Annotated in this window: 15 protein-coding genes; 8 read left to right on the top strand and 7 right to left on the bottom strand. The window is 55.1% G+C overall.

All coding sequences use genetic code 11. The features are described 5' to 3' along the window. Positions 1–22: 22 nt before the first annotated feature. The 4 genes from aroQ to A3193_RS14645 form a co-directional block, all read right to left on the bottom strand. On the bottom strand, positions 23–463 hold the full coding sequence (gene aroQ, locus A3193_RS14660) for a type II 3-dehydroquinate dehydratase (protein ID WP_069003518.1): 441 nt from the start codon (positions 461–463) through the stop codon (positions 23–25). Between the two features lie 250 nt (positions 464–713). Further along, a complete protein-coding gene (gene dsbD, locus A3193_RS14655; RefSeq protein WP_069015163.1) occupies positions 714–3011 on the bottom strand; it encodes a protein-disulfide reductase DsbD in 2298 nt (765 codons plus the stop codon). After that, positions 2990–3319 carry a divalent-cation tolerance protein CutA gene (gene cutA / locus A3193_RS14650; protein ID WP_069003520.1) on the bottom strand — a complete coding sequence of 110 codons (330 nt, stop codon included), beginning with the start codon at positions 3317–3319 and terminating at the stop codon, positions 2990–2992. Before cutA ends, dsbD begins: the two co-directional genes overlap by 22 nt. A 232-nt stretch (positions 3320–3551) precedes the next feature. Continuing rightward, entirely contained in the window at positions 3552–4397 is an 846-nt protein-coding gene (locus tag A3193_RS14645) for a CsgG/HfaB family protein (protein WP_235615008.1), read from the bottom strand. A gap of 112 nt (positions 4398–4509) precedes the next feature. Between A3193_RS14645 and A3193_RS14640 the strand changes: the two genes are divergently transcribed. After that, the gene (locus A3193_RS14640; protein WP_069003521.1) at positions 4510–4959 is read left to right on the top strand and encodes an FxsA family protein; all 450 of its coding nucleotides are present in this window, start codon (positions 4510–4512) and stop codon (positions 4957–4959) included. An 83-nt stretch (positions 4960–5042) separates the two neighbouring features. Here A3193_RS14640 and ppk2 read toward each other — a convergent pair whose 3' ends face one another. Then, positions 5043–5867, bottom strand: a complete 825-nt coding sequence (gene ppk2, locus A3193_RS14635) for a polyphosphate kinase 2 (RefSeq protein WP_069004115.1) — start codon at positions 5865–5867, stop codon at positions 5043–5045. Between the two features lie 354 nt (positions 5868–6221). Between ppk2 and groES the strand changes: the two genes are divergently transcribed. The 7 genes from groES (at position 6222) to darH (ending at position 14702) form a co-directional block, all read left to right on the top strand. Next, complete coding sequence (gene groES / locus A3193_RS14630) at positions 6222–6512, top strand: co-chaperone GroES (RefSeq protein ID WP_068989238.1); 291 nt, start codon at positions 6222–6224, stop codon at positions 6510–6512. Between the two features lie 72 nt (positions 6513–6584). Further along, on the top strand, positions 6585–8228 hold the full coding sequence (gene groL / locus A3193_RS14625) for a chaperonin GroEL (RefSeq protein WP_069003522.1): 1644 nt from the start codon (positions 6585–6587) through the stop codon (positions 8226–8228). A gap of 193 nt (positions 8229–8421) precedes the next feature. Next, positions 8422–10683 carry a methyl-accepting chemotaxis protein gene (locus tag A3193_RS14620; protein ID WP_069015162.1) on the top strand — a complete coding sequence of 754 codons (2262 nt, stop codon included), beginning with the start codon at positions 8422–8424 and terminating at the stop codon, positions 10681–10683. Between the two features lie 522 nt (positions 10684–11205). Continuing rightward, a complete protein-coding gene (locus A3193_RS14615) occupies positions 11206–12159 on the top strand; it encodes a hypothetical protein (protein WP_069003524.1) in 954 nt (317 codons plus the stop codon). Next, a complete protein-coding gene (locus A3193_RS14610) occupies positions 12156–13304 on the top strand; it encodes a beta-ketoacyl-ACP synthase III (RefSeq protein WP_069015161.1) in 1149 nt (382 codons plus the stop codon). The genes A3193_RS14615 and A3193_RS14610 overlap by 4 nt, the downstream gene beginning before the upstream one ends. Then, complete coding sequence (locus tag A3193_RS14605) at positions 13301–13708, top strand: DarG family dialkylresorcinol biosynthesis protein (protein WP_069003526.1); 408 nt, start codon at positions 13301–13303, stop codon at positions 13706–13708. The genes A3193_RS14610 and A3193_RS14605 overlap by 4 nt, the downstream gene beginning before the upstream one ends. Further along, positions 13701–14702 (top strand): BtrH-related acyltransferase DarH, encoded by a 1002-nt coding sequence (gene darH, locus A3193_RS14600; protein ID WP_069015160.1) that lies wholly within the window; start codon positions 13701–13703, stop codon positions 14700–14702. The genes A3193_RS14605 and darH overlap by 8 nt, the downstream gene beginning before the upstream one ends. On the opposite strand, the gene A3193_RS14595 is transcribed toward darH, so the two are convergent. Further along, positions 14680–15549 carry a hypothetical protein gene (locus A3193_RS14595; protein WP_069015159.1) on the bottom strand — a complete coding sequence of 290 codons (870 nt, stop codon included), beginning with the start codon at positions 15547–15549 and terminating at the stop codon, positions 14680–14682. The two genes, darH and A3193_RS14595, sit on opposite strands and share 23 nt — an antisense overlap. Beyond that, on the bottom strand, positions 15549–16697 hold the full coding sequence (locus A3193_RS14590; protein WP_069015158.1) for a beta-ketoacyl synthase N-terminal-like domain-containing protein: 1149 nt from the start codon (positions 16695–16697) through the stop codon (positions 15549–15551). The genes A3193_RS14595 and A3193_RS14590 overlap by 1 nt, the downstream gene beginning before the upstream one ends.

The raw sequence follows: 16697 nt of genomic DNA, 5'->3' as shown, positions 1-16697 counted from the left end.
TGTTTATTTTCTCTAAGATTGTTTATTTGTTGAGCCGCGCGGCAGCGGCTTGCAATGCAAGTTCATAACCCTGGGCGCCGAGGCCGGTGATGACACCTTCGGCCTTATCCGAGAAGTAGGAGTGTTTTCTGAACTCCTCTCTGGCGTGAACATTGGAGAGATGAACTTCGATATAGGGTATGCCGGTTCCCAGCAGGGCGTCCCTCAGGGCAACGCTGGTGTGGGTAAAGGCGGCCGGATTGAAGATGATATAGTCGACCTTTTGCTCATAGGCCTGGTGAATCCAGGTGAGCAGTTCGTGTTCAGCGTTTGATTGACGGAAGTCGACTTCGTGGCCGAGCTGGTCGGCCAGCTGCTTCAGATTCTGGCTGATCTCATTTAAGGACTCATGGCCGTAGTGTTTGGGTTCACGGACACCAAGCAGATTCAGATTGGGGCCATTTAGGATCAGAATGGTCGCCATGTTTCTGTGTTCCCGGACAATGAGTTATGAAGAAAACCGCCTATAGTTGTCCCGATTTTCGTGCCTGGGGATCGTTTTTGCGGTGTCTGTATGAGATGAATGTAATTCTGCAAGATCAGCGCGGTTTTGTCCAGTTTCAATGCAGAACTTATCAAGATCGTTACAATTTATCGGTGTGTAATAGACCTGTGCAGGCCCCTCAAAGCCCTGTTGCACCCGGATGGTGCAACTGTCGGCGTTTGGAATCCTGTTACTTTATCGCCTGTTGCGCGTGTTCTGCGAAGGCCTCAGCCGGTTTGAATCCGACTACCCGGTAGGCTTTACGCTCCTGACCGTCTGCACCATAGAAAATGATCGCTGGAGGTCCGGGCAGGCCGAAGTGCCCCTGTAGCAGTGCCTGGTCGATATCATCGTTGGCCGTGACGTCAGCCTGCAGCAGGACGGTATTACTGAGTGCAGCGATCACCCCCGCATCGGTGAAGGTGTACTTTTCCATCTCTTTGCATGAGACACACCAATCGGCATAGAAATCGAGCATCACCGATTGCCCGGCTGCTGAGGCTGAGGCGACTTCCTGCTGCAGGTCCTGCAGGCTCTTGATGCGCTTGAAGACCAGCTCCTGATGCGCAGAACCTGAACCGCCGCCGAGGGCTAATCCGCGCAGTGGTTGCACGGTGTCTTTGCCGCCGGCCGCAGCGCCGACCAGCATCAAGGTGCCGTAGACGAGGAACACAACACCCAGACCTTTCCACAGTTTCTGCCAGCCGCTGGCCTCAATCTGAAGATTACGCATTGCACCCATATAGACCGCTGAAATGATCAGCAGAATACCCCACAGCACCATGGCCACCTCGGCCGGAATGATACGTTCGAGCATGACAATCGCAACACCCAGCAGGGCCACACCGAAAACGGCTTTGACCGCATCCATCCAGCTGCCAGCCCTGGGCAGCAGCTTGCCGGCTGAAGTGCCGATGGCAATCAGTGGTGCGCCCATACCCATGCTGAGGGCGAACAGTGCCAGGCCACCCAGCAAGGCATCACCGGTCTGGCCTATGTAGATCAGTGCGCCGGCCAGTGGCGGGGCCACACAGGGGCCGACGATCAGGGCGGAGAGAAAGCCCATGATGGCAACCCCGGCAAGGGAGCCACCCTGTTGCTTGTTGCTGACTTCAGTGAGCCGGCTTTGCAGGCTGCTGGGCAGTTGCAGATCATAAAACCCGAACATCGACAGGGCGAGCAGCACAAACACCAGGGCGAATGAAGAGAGGATCCAGGGGTTCTGGAAATAGGCCTGGAGGTTCTCTCCGAACAGCCCCGCCAGAACGCCCGCAATGGTGTAGGTGATCGCCATAGCCAGGACATAGACCAGCGAAAGCACAAACGCCTTGCGGGTCGTGATCTGATCGCCATGTCCGGCGATGATGCCGGAAAGGATTGGGATCATCGGAAAGATACAGGGGGTGAAGGCCAGGCCCAGGCCAAGCAGAAAGAAGATACTGATGATCACCAGGGTCGAGCCGCCTTTCAGGGTATTGGTGATCTCGTCTGTCTCAGACTGGAGCTGTTCGGGGGGTGGTGCCGCGGAAGTGCTGGCCACTGCGGCGGTTGATTCCTCCGCCTGGGCGGCAGAGATGCCGGGCAGGCTGAGGGTGAACTGTTTGGTGATTGGTGGATAGCAGACACCGATCTCAGCACAACCCTGATATTTCGCTTCGAGTACGACCTCTCCCGGATCAGTGCTGCTTCTGACCAGGGGTACATTCAGCGCCACCTGGTCGTGATAGACCGCCACATCCCCGATCGTGCCATCGGGGCGGACCGAGTCCTGTTTGATCTCTGCCTGGGGTAATTCGAACTGGCCCAAAACGGCGGTCTGATTCTCCGCCAGGGAGAGTTTGATCTTATCCTGATAGAGATAGGTGCCCTCGGCAATTGCCCAGTCGAGTTGCAGGTGGGTACCATCCTCGACTCTTGCGCTCAGTTGGTAGGCCTGATCCGGCTCAAGCAGTTCATCCTCTCCGTCGTTGTCAAACAGGGGGGCGCTATCATCCAGAGCAAGGCTTGGGATGGTACTCTCTGCGGCGGCGTTCTCCACCGGCATCGGTAACAGTGCCAGGCGAACTTCCTGCATATGCGGCGGAAAGCAGATGCCCTGGTCCGCGCAGCCCTGGGAGCGTGCTTTCAACAGCAGGGTTTCAGTCGATCCCTGGATTCGTTTGAGTGGGATTTCGGCAACCGCTTTATTGCGGTAGATGGCTACCTCACCAAAGAACTCGTCCTGTTTTATCTTGGCCTTCGAGAGACTGGGTTCACCCAGTTCGATACCGATCGCTTCCGTATCGAAATGAATTTTGTCCCGGTACATGTAGTAGCCGTCAGCGATGCGCCATTCGACTTTAAGGGTGTCGGCTGTGACACTCTGTGCGGATATCTGGAAAGCCTGATCCGGCATCAGCAGCTCATCTTCGTTCCACTCAGCCGGGGTAGTACCCGCCAGCCCTGTAATCAACAGGAACAGGACGATCAATTTGATTGGTTTGTGCATCTCTCCACCCAGTTTACGTAGTCATCCAGCCCCTGTTCTACAGGGACTGCAATGATTTCCGGAAGTTCATAGGGATGTTCCGCCCGGAGTGCCGATTCACAGGCCTGGTAGCGGTCCTTTGTGGTTTTTATCAGTAACAGGACCTCCTCGGACTGCTCGGTTTTTCCCTGCCAACGATAGATCGAGGTAATCGGTGCAGAGAGATTGACACAGGCAGCCAGTTCCTGTTCTACCAGCATTCCGGCAAGACGTTCGGCAGTGCCACGGTCGGGGGCGGTACAGAGCATCAGCAGGAGTGAGGTCGGCATGCGCGGCAAAATACACTATCCGGCCGCTTCAAGCAAAGAGAAACGGCTTCTGTCGATTTTATCACCGTTGCGGTAAACCCTTGTCTTTTTAAGGGAAAAGCAATGATTATCTGGTTGTAAATCGGTGCTGATGTGAGGGTGGTCCAGCTGTTCGGTTGAGGATCTGCCTGACAGAGCCTTAGGGCATCAGCGACCGGTACCGGCCGGTCGCTGTGCATTTCAGGTGAATTGTCTATTCACCGACTTTAAGGCGTCCGCCTTTGCCCAGACCGCCCTTGACGGTTTGTGCTTTATAGTTACGTAAGGCATTGACCATCTGGTTGTATGAGTCGGCGAAAGCTGCGGTTACAACCTTACCTTCCGGGGTGTCGGTAAAGCCTTTCACGCTGCCCCATCCGCCACCACCGAAGAGGCCTCCCCAGAGATTGAAGTCAAAGTTCTGTGCACTGCCTACGGACGATGAAACCTGAACCCCAGAACGGTTGTCGATCAGCAGCAGGGTTGTGGCCGCTTCATTGGATTTCACTCCGCCCGCCAGTCGTCCGAGTCGATAGTTACCGAGCAGGCCACCGACTGTTGCTCCGAGACCTCCGGTGCCCTTTTCAGAGAACTGAATGCTGGGATTCATGGTGTAGTCGGCAGCGACCATCTGTCCCTTACCGAAATTGCTCCCCTGGCGCATCTCTCCGGATTGCATCAGCGCCCGCTCCTGCATCATGTTGTTCATGGCTCGGCCCCGCTCAACGACCACAAAGCAGTTGGACTGCTGGATCATCATGCGCAATACCGGCACGGTGGTGCCGAGGGTCGGGTAGCGTCTCCTGTAGGTGTACCACCAGGGAGCGGATTGATCTTCCACCACGGCCAGGGTACCGAGGGTTTCATCGCAGCTCTCCAGTTGGCTGTTGGCGCCGGAAGATGTCTCACCGCCCGCAGCGCCGGTTACCGTATTGCCTGAGGATCCGCCTAGGGTGGGCATGGTTCCGCCACAGCCAGTCAGCCCGATTAGTGCAGCAACCGTAATCCAGGTTGCTGTTTTGAAGGAAGTTAATAATTTACTCTGGAATTGCATACTCATTCTAATCCCCTGTGAAGTCCTGTCAGTTAAAGGTATAGCATTTCGTCACAATGTTAAGTGCGAAATTCACTGTTGCTTGTGTGACTTAATACGGCGGCGTAAGCTCTGCCCTATGAATCCCCTGTTACTCGTTTTGTTGTTATTTGTCGGCATCCCCCTTGTCGAGCTCTATTTTCTGATCAAGGTGGGTGGGCAGATCGGAGTGATCGCGACCCTCTCCCTGACCCTGTTTACCGCTGTGCTGGGTGGCTGGATGGTGCGTGCCCAGGGGGTATCCACCTTTGGCCGGGTGCGGGATGCCATGGATCGTGGTGAGGTACCGGCCATCGATATGATGGAGGGTGCGGTATTGCTGGTCTGTGGTTTTCTGCTGCTGCTGCCCGGGTTCGTTACCGACATCGTTGGATTCATCTTCCTCATTCCTTGGGTCAGACGCTGGTTGTTGACCGTGGGCCTACAGAGTAGTGGAGTCATGCGTCCGATGCAATCGGACCATTACGAGCCACAGAATGGTGAGCGGAAACGGGTGATCGAAGGGGAGTTCCGTCGCGAAGACGAGTAACTGTCGACGGCTATTGGTGGGGCGGGGCCCCACCCTGATGTCGGCCAGGCATCTCAAGGATAACTGGCCAGAGGATCGATAGGTTAGGGATAGACGTCCGGTACGAAAGTCTGATCGGTGATCGGTGGTCTGACATAGCCAGTGTTCTCCGTGCGTTGCGGCAGTTCGATAGACTCCGGTGTCAGGTCCTCATAGGGGATTTGGTCCAGCAGATGGGCGATACAGTTCAGCCGAGCATGCTTTTTGACGTCTGAGTGGACCACGTACCAGGGGGCCTGCTTAATATCGGTGTGGGCGAACATCTCATCCTTGGCCCTTGAGTATTCAAGCCAGCGGGAGCGTGACTCCAGGTCCATCGGACTCAGTTTCCAACGTTTGTGCGGCTCTTCCAGGCGACTTTGGAATCGACGTTCCTGCTCTTCGTCGGAGACTGAGAACCAGTATTTCAGGAGTATGATGCCCGAGCGCACCAGCATTCTTTCAAATTCCGGGCAGGAACGCATGAACTCCTGATATTCATCCTCATTACAGAATCCCATGACCTTTTCAACACCGGCCCGGTTGTACCAACTGCGGTCGAACAGCACCATCTCACCGGCTGCGGGTAGATGGGGGACGTAACGTTGAAAATACCATTGGGTCTGTTCTCGTTCGGTTGGGGCCGGCAGGGCGACAACACGACAGATGCGTGGGTTGAGGTGCTGGGTGATACGTTTGATCACGCCCCCTTTGCCAGCGGCATCGCGACCTTCGAAGATGACAACAACCTTCAGACCTTTGTGTTTTATCCACTCCTGGAGTTTGACCAGCTCCAATTGAAGCTTGAAAAGCTCTTTCTCATAGACTTTGTTGTCGATCTTCTTAGGCTTCTTAATTTTCTCTTTTTTCTCTGGCTTAGCTTCTGCCATGGTGATCTCCCGGAGTATGACTGATTGGTTGCACTGCACAGAATGGTAATGCAGGGTGATGGTATTGATATTGAAAATTTGCAAAATAACACGGTCGGCCATAGTGACTGGATCACGCCGGCTGCCTTGAATTGCCTCCCCTTATTGTTATTCAGCTCTCTATTATCACACAAAAAAGCGGTAAATTGATTCTGAACTGAAGCGGGAGCCTGAAAATATTTCCCGACGGTCTTGACTCTCGGAGTTTTGCCTCTATTATTAGCACTCAGTGAAGGCGAGTGCTAACAAGCTTGCCAACTGACAAATCAAATCATTCGATTAAAAACACCAAATACAGCTTAGGAGAAACAGTCGATGAATATTCGTCCGCTGCACGATCGCGTAATCGTTCGTCGTATGGAAGAAGAGCGCACCAGCCCGGGTGGCATCGTGCTCCCTGATGCAGCCACTGAAAAGCCCGTTGAGGGTGAAGTGCTGGCCGTGGGTAACGGCAAAGTAACCAACAGCGGCGAGGCCCGTCCGCTGGATGTCAAAGTCGGAGACAGAGTCCTGTTTGGCAAATACTCCGGTACCGAAGTGAAAGTGGGTGGCGAGGAAGTTCTTGTCATGCGCGAAGAAGACATCATGGGTGTGATCGAGGGCTGATCCCGTATCAGCGATGACCCGATCAGGCAGAGCCTGATGACGAATCTCAACATTTTCCAAGGAAATTAAGACATGAGTGCAAAAGAAGTGCAATTTGGTGATGACGCCCGTCAACGTATGATCAAGGGCGTTAACATCCTGGCCAACGCGGTCAAGGTAACCCTGGGTCCCAAGGGTCGCAATGTGGTCCTCGAGAAGAGCTTTGGTGCGCCGACTGTGACCAAAGACGGTGTCTCTGTGGCGAAAGAGATCGAACTCTCCGATAAGTTCGAGAACATGGGCGCGCAGATGGTCAAAGAGGTCTCCTCGCAGACTTCCGATGTGGCCGGTGACGGTACCACCACGGCGACCGTGCTGGCTCAGGCGATGGTTCGCGAGGGCCTGAAAGCGGTTGCCGCCGGTATGAATCCGATGGATCTGAAACGCGGCATCGACAAAGCAGTCGTGGCGGCGGTTGAAGAGCTGAAAAACATCTCCCGCCCCTGTTCCGATGACAAGGAGATCGCTCAGGTAGGCACCATCTCCGCCAACTCCGACGCCAATGTAGGTGACATCATCGCTGAAGCGATGCAGAAGGTTGGTAAAGAGGGTGTCATCACCGTTGAAGAGGGTTCCGCACTGCAGAATGAACTCGACGTGGTCGAGGGTATGCAGTTCGATCGCGGCTACCTCTCCCCCTATTTTGTCACCAATCAGCAGAATCAGGCTGCCGAGCTGGACGAGCCCTTCATCCTGCTGCACGACAAAAAGATCTCCAACATCCGTGACCTGCTTCCGGTGCTCGAAGGCGTAGCCAAAGCCGGTAAGCCACTGCTGATCATCGCTGAAGACGTGGAAGGTGAAGCCCTGGCCACACTGGTGGTCAACAACCTGCGCGGAATCGTCAAAGTGACTGCGGTCAAAGCCCCTGGTTTCGGCGATCGTCGTAAAGCCATGCTGCAGGATATCGCGATCCTCACCGGTGGTACCGTGATCTCTGAAGAGGTCGGTCTGTCACTTGAGAAGGCTACTCTGGATGACCTGGGCAGCGCCAAGAAAGTGACCATTACCAAAGAAGAGACCACCGTCATCGATGGTGCTGGCGTGGAAGGCGATATCAAAGCCCGCGTCGAGCAGATTCGTTCACAGATCGAAGAGACCTCTTCCGACTATGATCGTGAAAAGCTGCAGGAGCGGGTTGCTAAGCTCGCCGGCGGTGTTGCGGTGATTAAGGTTGGTGCCGCCACCGAGGTGGAGATGAAAGAGAAGAAGGCACGTGTTGAGGATGCCCTGCATGCAACCCGTGCAGCCGTTGAAGAAGGGGTAGTCCCCGGCGGTGGTGTTGCTCTGGTTCGTTCGCTCTCTGCACTGGCCGAGCTGCAGGGTGAAAACCACGACCAGGACGTGGGTATCGGCATTGCCCGCCGCTCTATGGAAGAGCCGCTGCGTCAGATCGTTGCCAATGCCGGTGGCGAGCCATCGGTGGTTCTGGACAAGGTGCGCGGCGGCGAAGGCAACTTCGGTTTCAATGCCTCCAATGACACCTATGGCGACATGATGGAGATGGGTATCCTGGATCCTACCAAGGTTACCCGTTCTGCGCTGCAGAATGCCTCTTCCGTGGCCGGCCTGATGGTCACCACCGAGTGCATGGTCGCTGATGAGCCCAAGGATGAAGCGGCTGCTCCTCCTATGGGTGATATGGGCGGCATGGGCGGTATGGGCGGCATGATGTAATTGCCTCTCAGCACTCTCGAGGCCTGTTAACAGGCCCCGAAATGGCTCGAAAAACCCCGTCTCCGCCAGGAGGCGGGGTTTTTTTTGTGAACTCTGTTTATGGAGCTAAATAAATTTCAGATTTTGCCGTTACGTCTTATGGCTAAGTAATTAACGCACAGGGACGCGCAATTCTCTCCTGAGGTGTTAAAAAATGTTCCGCAATATCGGCATTTCCGCGCGGTTTGTGATTGCTACCGTTGTTGCTGTAATGGTTGTTCTAGCTATTACCCTCGTCACCACATTCAACTACATGGGCGGTATCCTGAGTGCCTCCGAGAAGAATGAGATGAGTGAAATCTACCAGAATGTGGTCGCAGGTATCGATTCGGAAGGTCGCTTGGCGCGTGCCATGAGTGCCCTTGTGGCTGGTATCCCTGATGTGCAGGAGGCGTTTGCCGACAAGGACCGGGAGACCCTGCATGACCTGTTCGTGCCAGGTTTCGCCAAGCTGAAGAAGGAGTACGGGGTGCGCCAGTTCCAGTTTCATGAGCCTCCCGCCACCTCCTATTTACGTGTCCACAAGCCGGCAAAGTTCGGCGATGACCTTTCCAGTTTTCGTCTCACCGTAGTGGAAGGCAATAACAGCAAAAAACCGATTCAGGGATTGGAGGTCGGTGTTGCCGGTCTGGGAATTCGCGGTCTGGTGCCGGTCAGTAACCAGGGAAAGCATATCGGCACGGTCGAGTTCGGCATGTCCTTTGGACAGGCCTTTTTCGATGAGTATGCCCAGAGCCATGATGTGGATCTGGAACTCTACATCGACCGTAAAGGCAACATGGACCGCTTCGCCTCCACCATGGAGGGCAATGAGCTGATTGCCAAAGATCAATTGGGCCAGATACTGCGGGGTGACGGTCTCTATGGACGGGGTGAGCTGAAGGGTAAGCCGGTGGCTTACTATGCCGCGAATGTCACCAACTATTCCGGTGATCCGATCGGTGTGCTGCTGGTGGCGAAAGATCGTTCCGAAGCCGCTGAAGCGTTTACCCAGCTGACCTGGATACTGCTTGTCCTGGGGCTGGTATCGGTCGCGGTAATCGGCCTGCTGGTCTGGCTGATCAGTCGTGGTGTGGTGCAGCCGATCTGCAATGCCGCCGAGGCCATGGAGGGGATCGCCTCTGCGGATGGTGATCTGACGGTACGCATGGATGAGACCGGTGAGGACGAGGTGGCCCGTCTCTCCAAGGGCTATAACCGTTTTGCGGACAAAATCGAAGGTATGGTCAAGAACGTCTCCAACTCGGCGGGCAATCTGAGTGTGCAGATCGGTGAGTTTGCCAATCTGGCCGAGCATACCAACAGCGGTATCCGTAAGCAGCATGAACAGACAACCCAGGTGGCCACGGCAATGACCGAGATGTCGGCGACTGTGCACGAAGTGGCGCAGAACACCACCCAGACTGCCGAGGCGGCCCTTGAGGCTGACAAGCAGGCGAACTCCGGTCGCGAAGTGGTGATGGATGTGACCAAGAGCATCGATCGTCTGGCGACCGATGTGGGCAAGGCGGTTGATACGGTGCAGCATGTGGCCCAGGACAGCGAACGGATCGGTTCCGTGCTGGATGTAATCCGCGGCATCGCTGATCAGACCAATCTGCTGGCACTCAACGCTGCCATCGAGGCAGCGCGAGCCGGTGAGCAGGGACGGGGATTTGCCGTGGTGGCCGACGAGGTTCGCACGCTGGCCAAACGGACCCAGGATTCCACCGAAGAGATTCAGGAGATGATCGAGAGTCTGCAATCCGGAGTGCATGAGACGGTGGCCGTAATGGAGACCAGTCAGCAACAGGCCGCCGAGAGTGTGGATCAGGCTGAACGGGCTCATCAGTCACTTGAGGAGATTACCCAGGTAATCGACTCGATCTCCAGCATGAGTGCTCAGATCGCCACCGCGGCGGAGGAGCAGAGTGCGGTGGCTGAGGATATCAATCGCAACATCATCGAGATTACCCAGATCGCCGATGAGACCTCGAGGGATTCCGACCGCAGCTATGAAGCCAGCACCGATATGTCCTCTGAAGTGGACAAGCTGAGTCATTTGCTCGATCAGTTCAATATCGGCGATGGTAATGCCAAGCAGCTTCAGCAGGCGATGGTGGCCCATCTGAGCTGGAAGACCAAGCTGAGAGGGTTTCTGGATGGCAAGGGTGCGCTGGATGAGCGGGTTGCCTTCGATCATACCCAGTGCGGTTTCGGCAAGTGGTATCACACCCATGGTAAGCATGAGCTGAGCCATATCAGTGAGATCAATCAGATCGAGAAACCCCACAAAGAGCTGCACGATCTGATCAAGACAATCGCCGATCTGAAACGGAACGGCGACATGGCCGGCGCGGAAAGGGAGTATGAACGGGTTGGGCCGATGTCGGAGAATATCGTCAACCTGATGCGCAGTATCAAAGGCAAACTTTAAACAACCCCAGGCTTCAACCAGCGGGGTATCAATCTCCTGCTGGTTGAAGCTGGCATCCCCCCTTTGAGCTGATCCCGGCTCAATTGACAGAATCCCCCGCTATAGGCAGACTGAAGCTGTCTCCATCACCTTCATATGTTTCAACCTGGCGACTGAATTACTCCAGTCAGGGCTTCAGACATGCGCCTGATCAAGGCGAGGTTTGCAGAGAACGAGGGGCTCCCTTCGTCAGAGGGTGGGTAAAATTCCCCCTGATGGTATGGCCAGGCATGGTTAACTGTTTGCTGCTGCTCATAATTGTGTGTGGTGAGAGACAGCTTCAAACAAACGGATTAGTATTAGGGCCAATTGGATTCGTGTTAACAGGGCCCAACAGGCCGAACAATTGGATCATGTTGAATTACACCCGACTGAGAATGGGGTAGCCCGGTAACAAAAAGGGAGCTGTCGCCTTGAATTTGGCGCATTGAAACGCGCCATGAGCGTTCCGGGTGAGAGAGCCTGACTGATACCAATCCAGATATGAAAAAGATCCTCGTACTTCAATTTTCGCAAACCGGTCAGCTCTCCAATATTGTGCAGTCGATCAGTGCACCGCTACAGGAATCGACCGGAATTGAGCTGAAAACCGAGACGCTCCAACCGTTGGATCCCTATCCGTTTCCCTGGCCGTTTTTCCGGTTTTTGGATGTTTTTCCCGAATGCGTCTATCTGGATGCTCCTGAGTTGCAACCGTTGCAGATTGATACAGATTACGATGCGGATCTAGTGATCCTGGCCTATCAGGTCTGGTTTCTGGCACCGGCCCTGCCGATAACCGGCTTTCTGCAGAGCGAACAGGCTAAGCGGTTACTCAGCGGTAAACCGGTGATCACGGTCATCGGTTGCCGCAACATGTGGACTCGGGCGCAAGAGACGATGAAGGCCATGCTGGATGACTGTGGCGCCCGTTTAATTGATAATGTGGTGCTGACAGATCAGGGCTCTCTGCTGGCCTCCTTTATCACCACCCCAAGATGGTTGTGGACAGGTAAAAAGGAGCCCTTCTGGGGATTTCCGGCCGCCGGGGTATCCGATCAGGATATCCAGGCCTGCTGTCGCTTCGGTCAGGCGATAGAGCAGGGGCTCGGTGAGGATGCTGAGAAGACCGAAGGCCCAATGCTGAGGGGCCTGCAGGCCGTGGAAGCGGATGTGAGTCAAATTCAATCAGAAAAAGTGGGTTATCGTAGCTTTCTGATTTGGGGTAAGTTGTTACGCAGGATCGGCAAACAGGGTGATTCCAAACGGACACCTGTGTTGGCTGTCTACGTGGTATTTCTGATTCTGATGATTGTCACCGTGGTGCCGCTGAGCATGTTTCTGAAGGCGCTATTGGCGCCGCTGATGAAGCAAAGACACCAACAGATTAAAACATATTTTGAGGCGCCTTCCGGATCGGGGAGTGAGCGCATGGAAGAATTCGGTTGCGGTAAATGAGGGCATACATAACCAATACATCGGCTTTTCTGCCGAACCAACCTGTTGAGAATGAGCAGATCGAGGATGTACTGGGCATGGTGGGGGGTAAACCCTCCCGTGCCAAGCGTCTGGTATTGCGCAGTAACGGGATCAAACAGCGCTATTATGCAATCGATCCGGAGAGTGGCGAGCTGAGCCACAGCAATGCCGAGATGACAGCGCTCTGTGTGCGGCGGCTGTTTGCCTCCGAGGCCGAGCTCAATCAGATGCAGTGTCTGGTCTCCGGCACCTCCATTCCGGATCAGGTGATGCCCGGTCATGGCTTGATGGTGCATGGGGAGCTGGGGAATCAGTGTTGCGAGGTGATCTCCACATCCGGAATCTGTCTGAGTGGCGCAGCAGCACTGAAATATGCCTATCTGGCGGTGAAATGCGGCGAGTTCAAACAGGCGGTCTCCACCGGTTCGGAACTGGTTTCACCGGTGTTGCGGGCCAGCCACTTCGAAGGTGAGTCGAAGTACAAAATCGAAAACCTGAAGAAGAACCCGGAAATTGCCTTTGAGAAAGATTTTCTACGCTGGATGCTGTCTGATGGTGCCGGTGCCTTTCGTGTCGAGAGCGAACCCAACCAGCGGGCGGAACAGCCGGTAGTGGAGATTGAGTGGATTGAGATCTACTCCTATGCGAACGAGCTTGAGACCTGTATGTACTCAGGTGCGGAAAAGCTGGAGGATGGCAGTCTGGAGAGCTGGAAGCTCTACACCCAGCAGGGATTGATCGATCATTCGGTGATGAGCATCAAACAGGACGTCAAGCTGCTGAATGAGAATATCGTACCCATGGCGGTCAAGGAGACCCTGAAACGGGTGATCGCCAAAACCGGCCTGCAGGCTGATCAGGTGGACTATTTTCTGCCCCATATCTCTTCCATGTACTTTGATGAGAAGGTCTATGAGGCGCTGGTGGAGCTCGATTTCGAGATTCCCCGTGAGCGCTGGTTCACCAACCTGACCAACCGGGGCAATACCGGCTCCGCATCGATCTACATCATGCTGGATGAACTGCTAAAATCCGGACAGTTGAAAAGCGGTGAGCGGTTGCTCTGTTTTGTCCCGGAGAGTGGACGCTTCTCCAGTTCATTCATGTTATTGAGCGTGGTATGAAGATCAAAGACATTCCACAGGATAAGGCAGGGTCCCTGGGGGGAGAGACCAAGGTGATCTATGCGGAATCGGACACCGGCAGGATCGAGTCGTCCGAGACCAACGGCTGGGAGGTCGAAGAGATCGTGCTCGGCCAGGCGCTGGATGAGATCAAACGGCTGACCCTGGATGCCTATCAGCGGGCCAGGCAGGGAGAGACCTCGGCGCTTGAGTTTCATATGTACAATCAGCGTATGGACCTGCCGATGCTGGCCCAGGCGATGGGACGTTTTCAATGGATGGTGAAACGGGACTTTTCACCACAAAGGTTCGCCAGGCTCTCGGAGGAGAAGCTGGACGGCTATGCCGAAGTACTGGGCATCGATCGAGATACATTAAAACAACTTCCTGAAACGTATGAATAAACCACTCGAGCACCGGCATGCGGCGCATTGTGAGACAGGGGTTATGTCCGCCATGCTTCGCTATCATGGATTGGAGGTGTCTGAACCGATGGCCTTCGGTCTGGCAAGCGGTCTGACCTATGCCTATATCCCTATGGTAAAGATCAACGGTATGCCGTTGATCGCCTATCGAACCCCTCCGCGGATGATCATCCGGGCACTCTCCAGGCGGATCGGTGGACTGAAGATGACATTTCAGAAATTCCGCAAACCGGCTCAAGGGGAAGCTGCACTTGACCGGCTGTTGGATGATGGGCGGATTGTCGGATTGCAGACCTCGGTCTTCTTTCTGCCCTATTTTCCCGAGGATATGCGCTTCCATTTCAATGCGCACAATCTGCTTGTCTACGGTCGCGAGGGGGAGGCCTTCCAGGTCAGTGATCCGGTGTTCTCCCATCTGGTGACAGTGGACCGGCAGAGTCTGACCAAGGCGCGTTTTGCCAAAGGCGCATTGGCTCCCAAAGGTCTGCTCTACTACCCGGCCGAGGTACCGGCGGAAATCGATTTCAAAACAGTGCTGCCTAAGGCGATCCGCTTCACCGCCAAGATCAATGGCAAGCGAAGTCCGGTACCCATCGCCGGGTCGAAGGGGATACAACGGGTGGCTGGAAATATCCGCAAACTGGTCGATGCAGAGACGCGTTACGCCCATCTCTATCTCGGCCATATTGTGCGTATGCAGGAAGAGATCGGCACCGGCGGTGGAGGCTTTCGCTTCATGTATGCCGCATTTCTGCAGGAGGCGGCGGAGTTACTGGCATCGGATCAGTTGGCTGAAGCGGCGGATGAGATGTCGTCGATCGGTGATGAGTGGCGTCTGTTTGCCCTGATGTGCGCGCGCAAGAGCAAAGCCCGCTATGATGACACCTTTGACTCAATTGCCGACCAGCTGGATAAGATCGCCCTGCGCGAAGGAGCGCTGTTTGCCCGGCTCAGCGCTTTAGAATCAAAGTAACGGTCAGTCGTTCACTGCCTTCGGTACCGTTCAACATCCCCAGGCGTTCGCCGGGGCGGGCACCATCAAGCCAACGCTGCAGGTAGTCTGCGTTTTGTGTCAGGTAGTGCCCCTGGCTTTTGGTAACGAGCCGCTCTCCTGGCAGTTGAATATCACGCAAGGCTGATTCTCGCAGGAGATCCCCGAGCAGGTGGTGGCTGATCTGACGCTCACGTAAAAAATCCCCGACGCCTCTGCCGTCCCGCATCGGCCCGCAATATTCGATGGTGGCAATCGGGGACTCCTGCTGCTGCGGGTGGCCGCAGTGGAACCAGAAGCTGCCTTCAGCCAGTGGTCTAGTCGACGACATATTCAGACGTTGCCGGTGCTGTTGCGGATCATTGGGTATCTCATCGACCGTTCCCAGCAGGATGGGTGATGGGTCGCTCTGTTGCAAGCTGGCCGCGATCTGCAGGCCGGCCTCCAGTGAACAGTGGTCCCTGGATACACTGATCGCCTGGCCCTGGATACCCAGGCTGACAAAGAGATGGTAGGCGGTAGAGTTGTTGACGGTGTTGATGAAGCCGATCGGGTTGGGCAGGGTGCCACTGTCAAAGATCTGTTCAGTGTTGAGGATGGTGCTGTTGAGATTCGCGTCACCACTGGCCAGCACCAGATGAGTCCCGGCCTTGAAGCTGTCTCCGCCCGGTGTTTGGTGCAGGCCCAGCAGACAGAGCTGGGTCAGCCGGTCCGAGCGGCGGGGCAGCTTGAAGGATACCGCCTTCAGTGGTTCGTTCAGACCGGGTAGCTGCTGATCAACGGTATGGCTGTAGCCGCCATAGGCAAATAGAGAGAGGTTCAATTCCATTAGACCTTGTCCACTACGACGACGGTATTGCTACCGCCGAATCCGAAATAGTTGAGTAGATAGACACCATCCCTGGCATCAATCTCCTCATTCAGTGGAATGATAGGCAGATCCGGGTCGGGGGTTTCGAAATTGGGTGTTTTGGGTACATACCCCTGTTCGAGCGCCTCGGCAAACAGAATCAGTTCCAATGTGCCACATGCACCCAGGGTGTGTCCGACATAGGGTTTGATGGCAGTGATTGGTGGTGTCTCCTCGGGAAAGGCGGTGATTATCCCCTTCGACTCGGAAATATCGTTCATATAGGTCGCTGTGCCGTGGGTTTTGATCGCCACTACCTCGGACTTGTCGATCGCGGTATTTCGCAGCGCATTTTCCAGAGTCTGGGTAATCGTCGAGCCATCCGGATTCGACGTGGTGATACTGTATGGGTCAAAACAGCTGCCACCACCGCAGAGCATCAGGGAGGGTGCTGTTTTTCTGCGGGTGCCGATGATCACGGCGGAACAGGATTCACCGAGGATGATGCCGTCGCGGGATTTATCGAAAGGGGCAATACGTTGTTCGGCAATCAGCTGCAATCCGGCGAAACCGTTGATGGTGGTCTCGTTGTAGAGTTCGATACCCACTACCAGCGCATGTTCATAGTGACCCTGCCGGATCATGCTATGGGCCAACAGCAGGGCATTAGCACTGGAGGTGCAGGCCGAGTTGATATTGAATGGTTCGCTGTCGATATCAAACTTCCGGCAGATCGATTCCCCGAGTCGGTTGTAGCCGGTAAAGGGCATCGGTACAGCCGATGGATCCCCTGCCTCAAGCTTCTGCTGGTAAACGATTTCACTGTCGCGCAGATCGTAAGAGGAGGAACCGATAAAGAGTCCGGTCCGTCTGATCTCGGCAGGGCTCAATTGACTTCTCTGCAAAGCCTTTTCGATCACCTCGAAGAGGATGCGTTCGGTTCGCTCCAGTTCGTTAAACCGGTCGTCGATCGAATAGTAGGGCAGTTGCAGTGCTGTGGAATCAAGTTGCAGCCTGGGCGGTCCGAATCGCCCCGTTGCGCCACTCTGGCCCGACAAGTTACTCAGTGATTCGCCGAGGTGGGATGCGCAGGCATATCCTATGATGGGAAGCTTGTTTGATTCCAT

It is taken from the genome of Candidatus Thiodiazotropha endoloripes (assembly GCF_001708965.1).
Lineage (GTDB): Bacteria > Pseudomonadota > Gammaproteobacteria > Chromatiales > Chromatiaceae > Thiodiazotropha > Thiodiazotropha endoloripes.
Note: the sequence above shows the minus strand (reverse complement) of the source record. Positions and strands in the feature narration are given on the sequence as shown.